The organism is Janthinobacterium sp. NKUCC08_JDC (genome assembly GCF_019345575.1).
GTDB classification, from domain to species: Bacteria; Pseudomonadota; Gammaproteobacteria; order Burkholderiales; family Burkholderiaceae_D; genus Janthinobacterium; species Janthinobacterium aestuarii.
The window spans coordinates 174,018-189,094 of record NZ_JAHKQW010000013.1; the positions used below are offsets into that span (position 1 = coordinate 174,018).

The window sequence follows — 15,077 nt, forward strand, 5'->3', positions numbered from 1 at the left end:
CACTCTGAAAGAAAGTATCAGTACTTGCACGTTTTGTATCAGGGTGGTCAAAAAAGCGCTGCTAGACTTGGTTTTCGGCATTAGACCGTGTGCGGTGGCCGCCTTCCTGGGCATCACCGCTACCACCAACATTCTTCTGGAGACCGCATGAATCGCACTGCATTGAAAACTTTACCTGCCCTGCTGCTGGCCATCGCCAGCGCTTCCGCCATGGCCGACCCGATGTACCCATCCGATGCCGAAGGCTTCCACGGCTACCTGCGCGCTGGCGCCGGCAGCAACACGTCGGGCGACGGCGGTTCGCAAGGCTGCTTCGGCCTCGGTGGCAACACCATGAAATATCGTCTGGGCAATGAGTGCGACGCCTACACGGAATTCGGCTACACCAAGTCCGTTGCCCAGTCCGGCGGCGTGAACTTCCTGGCCACGATCTGGGTCAACGCTTACGCGCCAAACTCGGATTTCGGCGACAACAAACTGGGCATCGTCAAAGCCTATGTCGAAGCGCAGGGACTCGATTTCCTGAACGGCGGCACGGCCTGGGTCGGTAAACGCTTCTACTACCGTCCTGACATCCACATGCTGGACTTGCAATACATCAACATGAACGGCACGGGCGCCGGCCTGGACCGCATTCCGATGGGTCCTGGTAAATTCTCGTACGCCTTCTTCAAGGACAACGACATCGCCCAGCGCGATGACGACAAAGGCTCGCGCAGCGGCGTACCTGGCGCCTACCTGGGCACGAAATCGGCCGTGCGCCAGAACTTCATCTACGGCGAAATCCCCGTCAATGAAAACGGTACCCTGGACCTGGCCGCGACCTACATCATCGGCGAAGGCAAGGATGACGCCATCCTGGGCAAGCGCAATAACGGCTGGCAGCTGTCGGCATTCCACCGTCAAGCGAAAGTCTTCGGCGGCGGCAACACCTTCGGCGTGCAGTACGGCGTCGGTCCTGGCGTCGGCGGTGCCGGCAACGGCCAGTTCGGCGCTTCGGGCGACACCGGTTTCGGTTCGGACCGCAAGCGTACGCGCGTCTTCAATGACATGGCGATCCAGCCGATGGCCAACTTCGGCATGGAATTTGTCGCCCTGTGGCAAAAAGACGAGTCGAATGCTACCGGTTCCTCGACCTGGACCTCGGTCGGCGTGCGTCCTGTGTACGCGTTCACCAACAACTTCAAGCTGGTGGGCGAACTGGGTACGGACCGCGTGACGCAATCGGGCGGCCAGCCAGCCAAGCGCCTGACCAAGCTGACCATCGCACCGACGATCTCGGCAGGTCCTGGCCTGTGGTCGCGTCCAGAACTGCGCGCTTTCGTGACCTACGGCAAATGGAACGATGCGGCCACCGCTTCGGTCAATGCGTCGAACAACGGCGGCCCGATCTACAACAACAATACCAGCGGCACGTCGTATGGTTTCCAAGTGGAAACTTGGTTTTAAGCTGAAACAACCCAGAAGCAAAGGCTGGGGTCAGACCCAACGGGTCTGACCCCGAAAAAAGGGCGGAACCTCGGTTCCGCCCTTCTCTGTTTACACTACCGGATTCAACTTACGGCAAGGCCACCGGCAATTCCGGGTACTCCTGCGTCAGCGCGTACTTGGTGCCGCCCACGGTGACCGTGTAGTTGGCCGGCCCTGAGATCGGCAGGCGGTAGTTCAAGGTCAGCGCGACGGAGCCGCCCGGCGCCAGCGATTGCCACGCGGGAATCGCGAAGCGGGCCCGGTTGTAGTTCTTCGTGAAGCCGCCGATATTGTTCGGCCCCGTGTAGCCGGCATTGATGACCGTCAAGCCGAAGCCGGACTGGTCGCTCATGTCCGATGGCGCCGACACGGGATAGTCGAACTCCACCACGGTGCCGCCCGGCAGGGTCGTGGCCGTGTTGTTCTTCACCGTCATCACAGGGTTGATGGGGAAGTTGCTGTCGCCCAGCTTCCAGCCGCCCAGGGTGATGCTGACGTTGGCCGCCGTGCCCGGCATGGCGATTTCGGCGCGCTTGTTGCCATACGCGCCAGCCGTGCGGAAAGCCTGGTACAGCACGTCCGTCAGGGTGGTGCCCATGAAATACTCGCCCTTGCCGCCATTGCGCGTGGCATCCCAGGCATAGTCGCCCGCCATTTCCCAGATCATCACGCCGCCGATATTATTGTTGACGATGTACTGGGCCTTGGCCGCGATCGACTGCGTGGTTTCCGTGGAAATGAACACTTTCTTGGTCGCATTCCACAGCCACGGCGCCACCATGGTGCTGCTGTAATGCGGCACATAGGTGCCCACCAGCGCCTTGTCCGTGACTTTATAGGCGTCCAGGTAGCTCGGCACGATACCGTTCTGCAAATTCAGCGCATGCCAGATCGGATTGCCGCCGCCCGGCGTCGGTTTGCCCTGGGAATCGAGATCGAACCACACGTTGTCGATGCCCGTTGCGCCCGTGCCGCAGGTCTTGGTGCCGGCGCAGGTGACCGTAGAACTGATCAGCGGCGTCGTGCCCCACAGGCCGTTGGTGCCGCCAGTCACATCCTTCCAGCCCCGTGTGTAGAACGGCACGCCGATATTGATGCGTCCCGCCTGCATGGCGCCACGGTAGTAGCGGTAAGCCCAGTCCGTGTTCAGGTAGCCGATGTTCTGGAACTGATAGGCATTGCCGGCCCGCAGTTCGCCATCGTTGCCGTCGTCAAACAGCGCCGCGTTCGGTCCCACATACTGGTTCCATGCGCCGTGCAAGTCGTAGCTCATCAGGCTGGCGTAATCGAGATATTTCAATCCCGACATGTTTTCCTCGCCACGCAAGACCCAGCCAGAAGCGGAGCCGGCGATGGTCAGCAGATAGTATTTATTGTCCTGCACGGCCGCTTCGTCGAGCTTCTGGCGCAGCACTTTCAGCAGCAGGTTGTAGCTCGTCATCAAGCCGGCCAGGCGCGGCTTCGAGACGGCGAAGTCGTTTGGATTACCCGCTTCATTGTTGGTGGTCGGGTGTTCGTAATCGACGTCGACGCCATCGAAGAAGTTGTACTGGCGCACGAAGGCCACCATGGAATCGGCCAAGGTATTGATGCCCGCCGTGTTGATGCTGCCGTCCGCATTCGTCGTGGCCGTGTAGAAGCCGCCGCTGCCGGCCCAACCGCCCACGGAAATCATCAGTTTCACGCCCGGATACTTCTTCTTGTATTGCGACAGCAAGTTGAAGTGGCCCTTGTAAGGCAAGGACGGATCCATGGCCGCGGCCGGCACGTTCGGCCACGTGAGGCCCGTATCGGGATTGGCCGCGCCGCTGCCGATGGCGATTTTCGACGTGGCCGGATCGACGGTGGCGAACGCATAGTTCAGGTGGGTGATCTTGTCCCACGGCAGGTTATTCACCAGATACGTGGGGCTGCCATCGACGCCCGTGCGCCAGCTGGCAAAGTAGCCGACGATGCGCCGGTTCAAGCCATTGCTCAGCACTTCGCGGCCATTCGCGTCGTACACCTTGCAATACGGCACATTCGGCACGGCCGAGATCAGGCCGTCCGGACGGCAAGCCGTGGGAGTGGGAGTGGGAGTGGGTGTTGGTGTCGGTGTCGGTGTCGGTGTCGGTGTCGGTGTCGGTGTCGGTGTCGGTGTCGGTGTCGGTGTCGGCGTCGGCGTCGGCGTCGGTGTTGGTGTCGGCGTTGGCGTTGGAGTTGGAGTCGGGGTTGGCGTCGGAGTTGGCGTCGTATCCATCACGGCCCATGGGCCCCACTGGTCGGCGGCGCTGGGGACATTGCCCTGCGTCCACCACTTGGCCTTGTAGGTGACACCTTGGTAAAGCACGCACTGGCCGCCCGTGTAGACGGTGGCGGCATCCCAGACGGCGCACGCCTCGACGGCGGCGAGCAAGGTGTTCGGGGTGGCGGTCGTACCGTCCTGGCCGCCGCCTCCGCAAGCGACGAGTACGCCGCTGAGCAGGGCCATCAATAATGCATTCGATTTCATGTTGTATTGGTCTCCGTTATGGTTTTACATCGAGAGCTGTTGCAGGCCCCTCGAGGGGCTCTTGTCAACTGTTATCCCTGGCTGGCTGGTCCTGCCTTTACTGCTACTGCAACTTCACATTCCAGTTGGCTTCCACGCATTTCACGTAGTTCCCCGCCAGCAAGGCGCTGTACGGGGTTTGATAGCTGACCAGCTGGCATTGGTTCTCGCCACCGGCGCTCCAGTTCTTTTCCCAATAGATGTTGTAGGAAGCGGAACTGGCCGGGGTGAAGCGCTGCATGTTGGCGCAAGACAATTGTTCGCCGGAATAATCCCAGCCCATGTCGGTGGCAAACTGCTTGTAGTAATCGATGCGGTTTTGCGCGGCCTGCTTTTCCGTGCCCTGCCCGCATTCTGCGTTGATGATCATGATGGTGGTGGCGAAATTATTGCCGGCGCCAGCCGTCGTATCGGCCGCGTTCGGCACCCACGTGCCGTCAAGCACGTGCAGCATCGACGGTTTCGGCGGTTGCGGATAGACAAAGAAGAACGTGGCCGACGCCAGGTTCAGCCAGGTCGAGGCCACCAGGTCCGGGTTCTTCAGCAGCACGGACTGGTCGCCGTCATGCATGGCTTGCGAGAAGGGGCCGTAGTTGTAGTTGTACGACAGCTGCTTGGCGCCGCGGCCGAAATATTTCTTGAAGCTGCCGTCTGCATTTTTGCCGCAGGTCCACACCTTGTTGAAGACGGGGTCGGCGCACTCGACGTTGTAGCCGCAGCCGGCGCCCGTCTCGTCGCAGCCCAGTTCGCGCAAATACTTCAAGCCCTGGCGCCATTGCGGCAGCGGGCTGCTGGCGTTATGGTCGCCCGTTTCCTGCACGAAGTGGGCGAACATGGTGGCGAGGCTGTGGCGGCAGATGGCGTCCGCATTGCGCCCATCGCTGTAGTCGTCGCACACGGCGGGGAACTTGGCCACGGCTTGCAGGAAACGTTGATACGTATAGCTGGCGTCGCGCGCGGCAAAATAGTAGTCCCACTTCGCCGCCGGCAGCAGGCGCTCGACCCGCTTGACGTTGAGCGGATTGCTGGCCAGGCCAGGCTGCACGGCCTCGACGGCCGTATTGCCCAGGGTGCGGATCGACGCCTTGACCTTGCGGAAGAAATCGTTGTTCGTCAGCGCCGCCTCGTTCGCTTCGGCCTGGGCCTTGGTAGGCACGCCTGGCGTTGGTGTCGGTGTCGGCGTTGGCGTTGGCGTGGGTGTTGGAGTAGGCGTGGGTGTTGGAGTAGGCGTGGGTGTTGGAGTAGGCGTAGGAGTCGGGGTCGGCGTCGGGGTGGGAGTCGGGGTGGGCGTGCTGCTATCGAGGCTCCATGGTCCCCACTGGTCGTTGTTCGGTGCCGTGCCCTGCACCCACCATTTGGCGCGGTAGACCTTGCCGTCATAGACGGCGCACTGACCCGCCGTGTAGACGGCAGCGGCGCTCCAGGCCGCGCAACTGTCGCTGGCGGCCGTGGCGGCCAGCAGGGTCGATGGGGGTTCGGTGGTGGAATTGCCGCCGCAAGCGAGCAGCGCGCTGCCCAGCAGGCCAGCCATCAAAGGCGAGGCCAGCCGGCTAATTTGCCGTGTCTTCACAATGTCTCCTGAACGTTATACGAAAACTATCGAAGTAGCTTTTTATGTTGTACGTAAAGAAAGCACAGCGAAGCATCGGCTTTCTGCACAGAGAATGCGACGCCCCAAATTGGTAGTCAAGTGGTTTTATATAACGGTGTTTTTTACAGTACCAGTGCTATTGACCGCTATATTGGCAAGCGATGCGGCGGCGAATGGGACAGGTAAAAAAAAGCCCGCTGCGTCATGGCAGCGGGCAATACCGCGCAGTATAGGTGGCGGCAAGTGGTATTAAGGGTTGCCGCGCGTCCGGGACGAACTTATCGGTTCAGCACGTACTTCGCCAGGGCCGCCGCATCGGCTGCACTGAGCTGGCTGAACGGTGGCATGGGCACAGGCCCCCACTTGCCGGTGCCGCCACTGCGGATGTTGGCCGCCACGGCGGCGACTCCATCCTTGCCCTTGTACCTGGCCGCCACTTCCGCAAAGCCGGGGCCAACCACTTTCTGGTCGAGCGCATGGCAAGCCATGCAGCCGTTCGCCGCCAGCAAGGTTTTGACATCCTTGCCGCTGGCGGCCGGGACCGCGGCTGCCACGGGTTTGGCGGCGGCAGCAGGTACGGCGGCGCCCCGCTCCACGCCATAGGTTTTCACCAGGTAATCGACCATGGCCGGCACGTCCGCGTCGTCAAACTGGGCGCCAAACGGCTTTTTCATCTTCTTGACGGTCGCTTCCCAGTAGGCGCGCGGCGAAGCGGGCGGCTGGCTCGATGCATACTGGGCCGCGTGGCAGGTCATGCAGTTGCGCTGCACCAGCTGGTAGCCGGGCAATTCGCTGGCTTTGTAGGTCGCGGTTTCGGGCGGTAAATGGATTTCCAGCGCGCACGCGCCGCCCGCCGCCGACAGTGCCAGCGCGGCAAACAATATCTTCATATGGTTCTCCTCAGACTGCCTGGATGCGCGTGGTTTCCACCACGTTGCGCATATAACCCATGGGATTCCACAGGGCTTTCATGGGCTGGCTCTGGCCGATGCGGTTGACGGCGCGCACCATCAGCACGTGCTTGCCCTTGCGCGGCGCCTTCATGACCATCGTCCATTCGCGGAACGAGAAGCGCCCCAGGTCCTTGCCCAGCTTCGCTTCCTGCCACGTCTGGCCGCCGTCCACCGACACGGCCACCTCGCCGATGCCCTGGCCGCCATCAAAAGCGATGCCGCGCAGGGCCAGGTCGCGCCCCGCTTTCACTTGCGCGCCATCGTGCACGCTGGTGATGAAGGAGCGCACGTTGAGGCGGCTGATCGGCGTCGTCTTGCCCACGGGTGTGCCCGGCTCGATGAAGCCGGAGCCATTGTCGGGAATGCGGTAGCCCGTGCTCATCCAGAAACCGTCGAACGGTTTGTCGAGCACCGTGATATCGCTCAAGTGCTTGACCCAGTAGGTGCCATAGAACCCCGGCACGATCAGGCGCAACGGATAGCCGTTGAGGAAAGGAATGTCCTCGCCATTCATGGCCCAGGCCAGCATCACGTCGCCGGCCATGATGTGCTCGACGGACAAGGCTTTTTGAAAATCGGGGCCATCGCCCACGGGCGGCGTTTCCAGGCCATTGAAGGCGACCTGCACGGCGCTGGCCGCGATACCGGCCTTTTCCAGCACGGTTTTCAGTGGGATACCCGTCCAGCGGGCATTGCCCATGGCGCCATTGCCCAGCTGCCCGCCGTTGGCGCGCGGCGTAAAGAAGCCGCGGCTGTTGCCCGAACATTGCGTGACAGCCACCACGTCGACCGGATCGGCCAGCTGCTTCAGTTCGGCCAGCGACAGTTCCAAAGGCGTCTTCACCAGACCGGCTATGCGCAGCCGGTAGCTGCCGCCGTCTATGCTGGCGGGCAAGCCGCTCCAGTGGTAGCGCACGAAGAACGCATCGTTGGGCGTGATCGCGCCTTCATTGAAGACGCTGAACGGCGTTTCCAGCTGGGGCGGACGGCTGGTCAGCAGGATCAGCGGGCGCTTTTGCGGGAAAGCCACCAGTTCGCGCTCGCCATTTTCAAACGGCAAAGTCACTGAGGCGGACTCCGCCAAGGATGGCCCCGCCACGGCGGCGGCGCCCAGGGCGGCCGCCGTGCGCAGGAAGCGGCGCCGGCCTGCGGGCAACAAGGTCGTGTCAGACATGTTTGAGCTCCACTTTGGCGTCGTTGTCACCGTTGCGGTCGTCGTTGACGAGCTTCTTGATGTAGTACATGACGCTCATGATGACCACGCTCAACAGGCCGAACCAGAACGACACGCGCTGCTCCGTATCGGACGACACGCTCATGGCGCCCAGGATCACCAGCATGGCGATGATGGTGAAATACGTCAGGTAGGGGAACAGCCACATGCGCACCTTGATGCGTTCCGGGCATTCGCGCTCGAGGCGGCGGCGCAAACGCAATTGAGATATCGCAATGAGCAGGTAGACGAACAGGATCAGGATGCCGTAGGAGTTGACGATGAAGGGGAACACGAGGTCGGCCGACACATACGATACGGCAATGGCGAAATAGGCGAACAAGGTGCTGAACAAAATGGCGCGGATCGGCACGCCATTCTTGCTCAGCTTGACCAGGCCCGTCGGGGCATCGCCACGGCGCGTCAGCGCAAAGATCATGCGCGACGAGGCGTACAGGCTGGAATTGAGGGCCGACAGCACGGCCGTCAAAATGATGGCGTTCATGATGTGGGCCGCGTACGGGATATTCATGACGGTCAGGGCGCTGACGAAGGGCGTGGCGATGGCTGGCGAATCCCATGGCACGATGCAGACGACGACAAACATGGAACCGACATAGAACATCAGCACGCGTGTGATGACGGAATTGGTGGCACGGGCGATGGCCTTGGCCGGGTCCGACGTTTCGGCGGCGGCGATGGTGACGATCTCGGCGCCCGAATAAAAGGCCGTGGCGGCGACGGCGCCACTGAGCACCGGTCCCCAGCCGTGGGGCATGAAGCCGCCGTTGCTCGTCAAAAAGCCCAGGGTCGGGATGCTGTTGGGCAAGCTGCCCGTGATGAACAGGGCGCCGACGAACAGGAAGACGATGATGGCGACCACCTTGATCGAAGCGAACCAGAATTCGAATTCGCCGAACGCTTTCACGGAGAACAGGTTAAGGATGGTCATCGAGACGAGCAGCACCAGGCTGATCGACCATGACGGCACGTCGGGCAGCCAGAAGTTGACGAGCTTGGCGCCGGCGATGGCTTCCAGTGCCACGACGACGACCCAGAAATACCAGTACATCCAGCCGCTCATGAAACCGAGGAATTTCGAGACCTTCGGCTTGTCGTCGAAGGCCAGGCGCGCATATTCGTAAAAGGAGCCGACCACGGGCAGGGACGAAGCCAGCTCGCCCAGCATGCGCATGATCAGGACGACGAGGCCGCCCGTGAGCAGGAAGGACAGGATGGCGGCCGGGCCGGCAGCCTTGGCGATGACGCCGCTGCCGACAAAGAGGCCGGCGCCGATCACGCCGCCAATGGCGATCATGCTCATGTGGCGTTGCTTCAGCGAGTGCTGCAAGCCGGTACTGTTATGCGATTCGCTAATCATTTGTGTCTCCTAGTAATATCTGAAGCTCGGTGCGCCCTGGCCTGCTGCGGCATGTCTCAGCCGCGCGGCTTTGTTTTATTTAGGCAACACCGTCAAGCAGCATCGATACATCATCAAATCAGTCTGGTTGGCTGCATGCCATAAGTCAATCTGGAAATGCAGCGGCCCGGCGCGGTCGCCAAGGGGCAAGCGCGCTGGAGAGTAAGTACGGGGTATTGCTGGGTTATTGCTGGTTAAAAAAATGGGAGCGGCGGCAACACTTGTAGCGTAAGCGCCACTCCCGGGAACGTCTTACACCTTGCCCTTCCATGGCACGAGGGTACGTTCGAGGTAACGCATCATCAAATCAAACAGGAAAGCGAAGAAGCCGATCACGATAATGCCCATGATCACCACGTCGCTGGCCAAGAACTCGGAAGCGCTGAGCACCATGTAGCCGAGGCCGCGCGTGGCCGCCACCATTTCGCCGGCCACCAGGGTGGTCCAGCCCACGCCGATGCCGATACGCATGCCGGTGAGGATTTCCGGAATCGCGGCACGCAAAATCACGTGCACGATGACCTGGAAACGGGTAGCGCCCATCGAGTAAGCCGCGTGGATTTGCTCCAGCGACACGGAGCTGACGCCGGCGCGGGCCGCGATCGCCATCGGCGCGAAGATGGCCAGGAAGATCAGGTAGACCTTCGAAAACTCGCCGATGCCGAACCAGATGATGACCAGTGGCAAGTAAGCGAGCGGCGGCAGCGGGCGGTAGAACTCGATCAAGGGATCGAAGATGCCGCGTGCCACGCGGTTGACGCCCATCATCACGCCGATGGGAATGGCGAACAGGCAGGCCAGGCCAAACGCGCCGAACACACGCACCAGACTGGCGACAGTGTGTTCCCACAGGGTGGCGCCGCCGAAACCGGTGGTGGCCGCCATGATGAACTTTTCATACACGGCTTGCGGCGACGGCAGGAACAGCGGCTTGACCATGCCGCTGGCCGTCACGCCGAACCACAGCAAGAGCACGGCGATGACAGTAACGGTGGCAATGCGGCTGGAATTGCCCTGCCCCGGCGCGCCGAACGCTTCGCCGGGCATGGCGCAGCGGGGAGCGAACAGGCGGCCAAAGAAGCCGGCGCGCTTGGTGCTGGCGGGAGGAAATCCCACGGCGGATGGGCTATGCATGGGACACCTCCAGCTCTTTATTGACGGCGCGCTCGTCGCCATAAATGATGTTGAGCACCGTTTCGCGCATCTTGATGAAGTCCGGGCTCGATTTCACGGCGCGCGCATCGCGGCATTCGAGGAAGCGCTTGTTGAAATCGAGTTCATACGTGTGCGTGATGCGGCCCGGACGGGGCGACATGACGATCAGCCGGTTCGCCAGGAACAGCGCCTCGTCGACGCTGTGGGTAATGAAGAAAAACATGGTGCTGGATTTGGCCCAGATATCGAGCAGCAACTCCTGGATGGTTTCGCGCGTCAGCGCATCGAGCGCGGCCATCGGCTCATCCATCAGCAGCATGGCGGGATTGCTGGTCAGGGCGCGGGCGATGCCCACCCTTTGCTGCATGCCGCCCGACAACTGATAAATCATATTGTCGTGAAAGTCCTTCAAGCCGACCAGCGCGAGGTTTTTTGCCGCCTGTTCGCGCCGCACGGCTTTCGGCACGCCTTGCAGCTTCAAGCCGAATTCCACGTTTTCCATCACGTTCAGCCACGGCAGCAAGGCATGTTTCTGGAACACGACGCCACGGTCGGCGCCCGGCCCTTCCACTTTGTTGCTGCCCAACATGATCTCGCCCTTGGATGGGGCGATAAAGCCCGCCATCAGGCTCAGCAAGGTGGTCTTGCCGCAGCCCGAGGCACCGAGCGCGACGACGAAGTCGCCGCTATTGATGGTGAGATTGATATTATTTAAGGCATGTACGCGTTCACCGGCCGTCTTGCCCGGATAAATCACGCTGACATCCTTGACGTAGAGATTTTCCATCATGTGCCCCGCATAGGTGTAGTCACTTCAGTTCAACGCATTCTGTTCAGTCAGCGCGCCCGCAAGCGCGCCATCGCACAACGTTTACTTCAGCAGGCCGGCGGCCTGTGCATACCTGGGTGTCACATACTTGGCGTAATCGGTAGCCAGGGTATCGATCTTGCCTTCGCCCTTCAAAAATTGCGCCGTGGCCAGCAAGGCTTGCGCCACGCCGCCCTTCGCGCCGCCGCCGAGCCAGGCCGGCGACGCCTGTTCCTGCAGCGATGGGTAGGCGTACAGGGCCACGGAAGCGGCCACGTCCTTGGCGGCCGCGCCCGAATGCTTGACGTTGGCTTTCACTTGCGGGGAATCGATGGTCCACGCCTTCGGATTGGCGCGGTAGTCGGCGTCGGCAGCGGCCATCACCTTGACGAACTTGGCCATGAAGTCGGCGTTCGCTTCGCCCCAGGCGCGCTCGACGGCCATGCCGTCAAACGTGGCCTTGCCCTTCTTGCTCAATTCGCCGGACGTGACGAGCACCTTGCCGTTTTGCTTGAGCTTGCTCAAGGCCGGGTCCCACACGAAGGCGGCATCGATGTCGCCACGCTCCCAGGCGGCAGCGATCTGGTTCGGCTGCATGTTGAGCAATTTCACTTCCGTGGGCTTGATGCCCCACGTTTCGAGCGCGAACATGGTGTGGAAGTGCGTGGTGGAAACGAAAGGCACGGCGATCTTCTTGCCGCGCAAGTCCGTCGGCTTGGCGATGCCGGCGCCATTGCGGGCCACCATCGCTTCGGCTTCATTGATGTCGTCGATGATCCAGAACAGCTGCAGATCGACGCCGCGGCTGACGGCCGCCGTCAAGGGACTGGAACCGATGACGCCGATCTGCACGTCGCCGGACGCCATGCCGGTGGCCACCTTGGCGCCCGAGTCGAACTTGCGCCAGTTGATTTTATAGCCCGTGGTTTTTTCCACTTCGCCGCTGGCGATCGCCACGAGGAAGGGACCGTTGATTTCCTGATAGGCAATCGTCACTTCCTTGCTTTGCGCGAAGGCGGTACCGCTGGAAGCCAGGGCAACGCCCAGTACCAGGGTGCCGAGGACGGCGCGGCGCATCGATGAAAAACCTGTTTTGCTCGGGGTTTTGCTCTTATTTGTGTTCATGTCTCACTCCAAGTTATTGTTATGTGTGAACGTTCGGGCAATAACATCCTTGCGGATGGCGCCGCTGGCCGGTCTATGCCAGCTCATGCGACGACTTGAACTGCAGTGCTGCTTTTAGAAAACTTCATCCTTCAGGTGATACCAGCGGTACAGGAAGCGCTGGCCCAGGCGGCGGAACGGGACGAAGGCTTGCGACTCGACCAGTTCCATCATGTTCGGGTACGGCAATTTCGAATTGAAGATCGGCAAGCCCGTGTCGCTGGCCTTGCCCGCGATGCGCTCGGCCATGCGCCGGCCCGCCTGCGCCGAGTACATGACGCCGTTGCCGCCGTAACCGAGCGAATAGAAAATCGATTGCTTCGGGTCCGGTTGCACGATGCGCGGCATCATGTCGTGGCTGACGTCGACCCAGCCCCACCACGAATAATCGATGGCGATGCCGGTCAGCGCGGGGAACTTGCGGTGCAGATCGTTGATCAAAAACTGTTTGTACTTGTCGTCCGGCGCGTCGGCGCCCGTGATGGCGCTGCGGCTGCCGATCTGCACGCGGTTGTCCGGCATCAAGCGGTAGTAGTGGCGCAAAATGCGCGTATCCGTGATCACCTGGTGGGTGCGGAAGTTGCACGCCTCGATTTCCGCCGGCGTCAACGGACGCGTGACGAGCGAGTTCGACAGAATCGGCAGCAGGCGGTTCTTCACTTGCGGATGCAAGTGGGGCGAGGTGTAGCCGCCCGTGGCCACGGCCACGGAGCGGGCACGCACCACGCCGCCCGGCGTTTGCAGATAATGCACGCCGTTGCGCGTTTCCCAGCCCATCACGGGGCTCGACGGATGCACCTTGGCGCCCAGCGCACGGGCCTTGCGCAGGTAGCCGAACGCCAGCTTGCCTGCGTGGATGCCGATGCCTTCCGGCTCGTGCAGCGCGCCGGCCGCTTCCTTGTCGTCGACGAATTCGCGCTTGACGGTGTCGGCGTCGAGGATGCGCGCGTCGTACTTGAATATCTCGCGCATGATCTTGGCTTCTTTTTCCAGCGCGGGCATGGCTTTCGCCTTGTGGGCGATATACAGGTGGCCTCCGGGCTGCGGGTCGCAATCGATGTCGGCCGTGATTTTCTTGAACGTTTCCATCGCGTCGCACACTTCCGCATGCAGTTTCAGGGCCGTGTCCATGCCATAACGGGCAATCCACTGCGAGCGCTTCAGGCGGCCCGTCGTGCATTGCGCCTGGCCGCCGTTGCGCGTGCTGCAGCCCCAGCTGACCCGGTTCGCTTCCAGCACGGTCGCCTTGATGCCGTGTTCCTGGGCAAGGAAGATGGCGCAGGACAGGCCCGTGAAACCGGAACCGATGATGGCCACGTCGACGTCGATGTCATGCGTGATGGGGCCGTCGTCGGCGGGCGGCTCACCGGCCGTGCCGATCCAGTAGGTGGGCGCGTAGGCATTGCCATGGCCGGGGCGCTGGGCCACCAGCGGATCGTAGGCGGGATCGTAGGACGTGCGGGCTGCGGTGCTGGTGCCCAGTACGTCAGATGGGGTGTCGACAGGTTTGTTCATGATCATTCCCGGTGAACGTGCTGGCTCAGGCTTTGTTGCCGGTAGCGACCGGTGGGCGATCCTTGCGGAAGGCATTCTTCACGGCGATCTTGCCGTCGCGGAAAGTGAAGATGTCGACCATGCGCGCTTCGATGCGCGTGCCGTCCGCCTTGGTACCGGCAAACGTCGATTCCGTCACGCCGCGCTCGCCGCTGACAAAGTGTTCTGGATTCAGCCAGGCGGCGTCGGGGAAGGTTTGCCAGGCCAGCTCGAATCCGGCGCGCACGGCGTCGCGGCCGATAAAGCTTTTGCCCAGCAAATCAGGGCCGGCCACGGCGTGGAATTCGCAATCGTCGGCCATGGCGGCCATCAGGGCGTCGATATCGTGGCGGTTCCAGGCATCGCCGAACGCTTGCAAAAAGTCGATGGTGACGGCGTCGGTGTGCGGTAAAGGGTGGTTCATGGTGGTCTCCGTAAATCGTTTTTGATACGCTACGTTCCGTTTTTTGTCTTTTATTGAATTTAAGCCTTAAGCATGGGCTTGTCAAATCAAATAATTCAAAAAACGGGACGCCTTGTATTCTTTAGTGAAATTATGATACTTCCGTGACAATGTGTGAGAATTTCGTCACAGCGCTGTGTCGGATTACGCCGGGCTTGCGCCCGGCTAATCCGACCTACACACGCGCCATCCGTGTGCGTAGGTTGGATTAGCCCGCCAGGGCGTAATCCAACAACACCAGCACATCAAACGTAATCTTTATATTTATCCAGATGCCGCACAGGCTTGCTCAACGCATCACGACGGAACGGGTCGCCCAGCTCGCGCGTGCACATGATTTCGATGATGGTGGTCTTGCCTTCATTCATCTGCATGTCGATCGCCTTTTTCAAGGCCGGGCCCACGTCTTCCAGCTTGTCGACCGTGATGCCTTCGGCGCCCATGGCGCGCGCGATCTCGGCGAAACTCTGGTTGTCGAGCTCGCCGGCGACAAAGCGGCGGTTGTAGAAATCGACCTGGTTTTTCTTTTCCGCGCCCCACTGGCGGTTGTGGAACACCACGGCCGTGACGGGAATATTGTGGCGCACGCAGGTCATCGTTTCCATCAGGCTCATGCCCCAGGCGCCGTCGCCCGCATACGACACGGCCGGACGGTGCGGCGCAGCAACCTTGGCGCCGATGATGGTCGGGAACGCGTAACCGCAGTTGCCAAAGCTCATCGCCGCAAAGAAGCTGCGCGGCTTTTCAAAGCGCAGATAGCTGTTCGCCACCGAGTTG

12 protein-coding genes are annotated in these 15,077 nt (G+C 61.4%); 1 reads left to right on the forward strand and 11 read right to left on the reverse strand.

Annotation, left to right across the window (positions count from 1 at the left end):
• The first annotated feature begins 147 nt into the window (after positions 1 to 147).
• On the forward strand, positions 148 to 1,449 hold the full coding sequence (locus KO538_RS24045) for a carbohydrate porin (RefSeq protein WP_219329865.1): 1,302 nt from the start codon (positions 148 to 150) through the stop codon (positions 1,447 to 1,449).
• Between the two features lie 109 nt (positions 1,450 to 1,558).
• Here the strand turns inward: KO538_RS24045 and KO538_RS24050 are convergent, their stop codons facing one another.
• The 11 genes from KO538_RS24050 to KO538_RS24100 form a co-directional block, all read right to left on the reverse strand.
• Entirely contained in the window at positions 1,559 to 3,961 is a 2,403-nt protein-coding gene (locus tag KO538_RS24050) for a chitinase C-terminal domain-containing protein (protein WP_219329866.1), read from the reverse strand.
• Positions 3,962 to 4,064: 103 nt separating this feature from the next.
• Positions 4,065 to 5,570 carry a glycoside hydrolase family 19 protein gene (locus KO538_RS24055; RefSeq protein WP_374106882.1) on the reverse strand — a complete coding sequence of 502 codons (1,506 nt, stop codon included), beginning with the start codon at positions 5,568 to 5,570 and terminating at the stop codon, positions 4,065 to 4,067.
• Between the two features lie 299 nt (positions 5,571 to 5,869).
• Entirely contained in the window at positions 5,870 to 6,481 is a 612-nt protein-coding gene (locus tag KO538_RS24060; protein WP_219329867.1) for a c-type cytochrome, read from the reverse strand.
• A 10-nt stretch (positions 6,482 to 6,491) separates the two neighbouring features.
• Complete coding sequence (locus KO538_RS24065; RefSeq protein ID WP_219329868.1) at positions 6,492 to 7,718, reverse strand: molybdopterin-dependent oxidoreductase; 1,227 nt, start codon at positions 7,716 to 7,718, stop codon at positions 6,492 to 6,494.
• The gene (locus KO538_RS24070) at positions 7,711 to 9,138 is read right to left on the reverse strand and encodes an amino acid permease (RefSeq protein ID WP_219329869.1); all 1,428 of its coding nucleotides are present in this window, start codon (positions 9,136 to 9,138) and stop codon (positions 7,711 to 7,713) included. The genes KO538_RS24065 and KO538_RS24070 overlap by 8 nt, the downstream gene beginning before the upstream one ends.
• Positions 9,139 to 9,429: 291 nt before the next feature.
• Positions 9,430 to 10,224, reverse strand: coding sequence for an ABC transporter permease subunit (locus tag KO538_RS24075; protein ID WP_051959683.1), 795 nt, complete (start codon positions 10,222 to 10,224; stop codon positions 9,430 to 9,432).
• 79 nt (positions 10,225 to 10,303) lie between these two features.
• Positions 10,304 to 11,119: a taurine ABC transporter ATP-binding protein gene (locus KO538_RS24080; protein WP_071324509.1), complete on the reverse strand. Its 816-nt coding sequence runs from the start codon at positions 11,117 to 11,119 to the stop codon at positions 10,304 to 10,306.
• Between the two features lie 84 nt (positions 11,120 to 11,203).
• Entirely contained in the window at positions 11,204 to 12,265 is a 1,062-nt protein-coding gene (gene tauA / locus KO538_RS24085) for a taurine ABC transporter substrate-binding protein (protein WP_219329870.1), read from the reverse strand.
• 114 nt (positions 12,266 to 12,379) lie between these two features.
• Positions 12,380 to 13,819 carry an FAD-binding oxidoreductase gene (locus tag KO538_RS24090; RefSeq protein ID WP_257620540.1) on the reverse strand — a complete coding sequence of 480 codons (1,440 nt, stop codon included), beginning with the start codon at positions 13,817 to 13,819 and terminating at the stop codon, positions 12,380 to 12,382.
• A gap of 25 nt (positions 13,820 to 13,844) precedes the next feature.
• The gene (locus KO538_RS24095) at positions 13,845 to 14,261 is read right to left on the reverse strand and encodes a nuclear transport factor 2 family protein (RefSeq protein ID WP_219329872.1); all 417 of its coding nucleotides are present in this window, start codon (positions 14,259 to 14,261) and stop codon (positions 13,845 to 13,847) included.
• A gap of 284 nt (positions 14,262 to 14,545) precedes the next feature.
• Positions 14,546 to 15,077, reverse strand: a 532-nt coding sequence (locus KO538_RS24100; RefSeq protein WP_257620541.1) for a thiamine pyrophosphate-dependent enzyme, incomplete at its 5' end; no start/stop codon positions are given.

Excerpts from the sequence above, each read along its gene's own strand:
- KO538_RS24050 (WP_219329866.1), bottom strand. The coding sequence starts at position 3,961 with ATGAAATCGAATGCATTATTGATGGCCCTGCTCAGCGGCGTACTCGTC.
- KO538_RS24095 (WP_219329872.1), bottom strand. The coding sequence starts at position 14,261 with ATGAACCACCCTTTACCGCACACCGACGCCGTCACCATCGACTTTTTG.
- KO538_RS24075 (WP_051959683.1), bottom strand. The coding sequence starts at position 10,224 with ATGCCCGGCGAAGCGTTCGGCGCGCCGGGGCAGGGCAATTCCAGCCGC.
- KO538_RS24070 (WP_219329869.1), bottom strand. The coding sequence starts at position 9,138 with ATGATTAGCGAATCGCATAACAGTACCGGCTTGCAGCACTCGCTGAAG.
- tauA (WP_219329870.1), bottom strand. The coding sequence starts at position 12,265 with ATGAACACAAATAAGAGCAAAACCCCGAGCAAAACAGGTTTTTCATCG.
- KO538_RS24090 (WP_257620540.1), bottom strand. The coding sequence starts at position 13,819 with ATGAACAAACCTGTCGACACCCCATCTGACGTACTGGGCACCAGCACC.
- KO538_RS24060 (WP_219329867.1), bottom strand. The coding sequence starts at position 6,481 with ATGAAGATATTGTTTGCCGCGCTGGCACTGTCGGCGGCGGGCGGCGCG.
- KO538_RS24065 (WP_219329868.1), bottom strand. The coding sequence starts at position 7,718 with ATGTCTGACACGACCTTGTTGCCCGCAGGCCGGCGCCGCTTCCTGCGC.
- KO538_RS24080 (WP_071324509.1), bottom strand. The coding sequence starts at position 11,119 with ATGGAAAATCTCTACGTCAAGGATGTCAGCGTGATTTATCCGGGCAAG.
- KO538_RS24045 (WP_219329865.1), top strand. The coding sequence starts at position 148 with ATGAATCGCACTGCATTGAAAACTTTACCTGCCCTGCTGCTGGCCATC.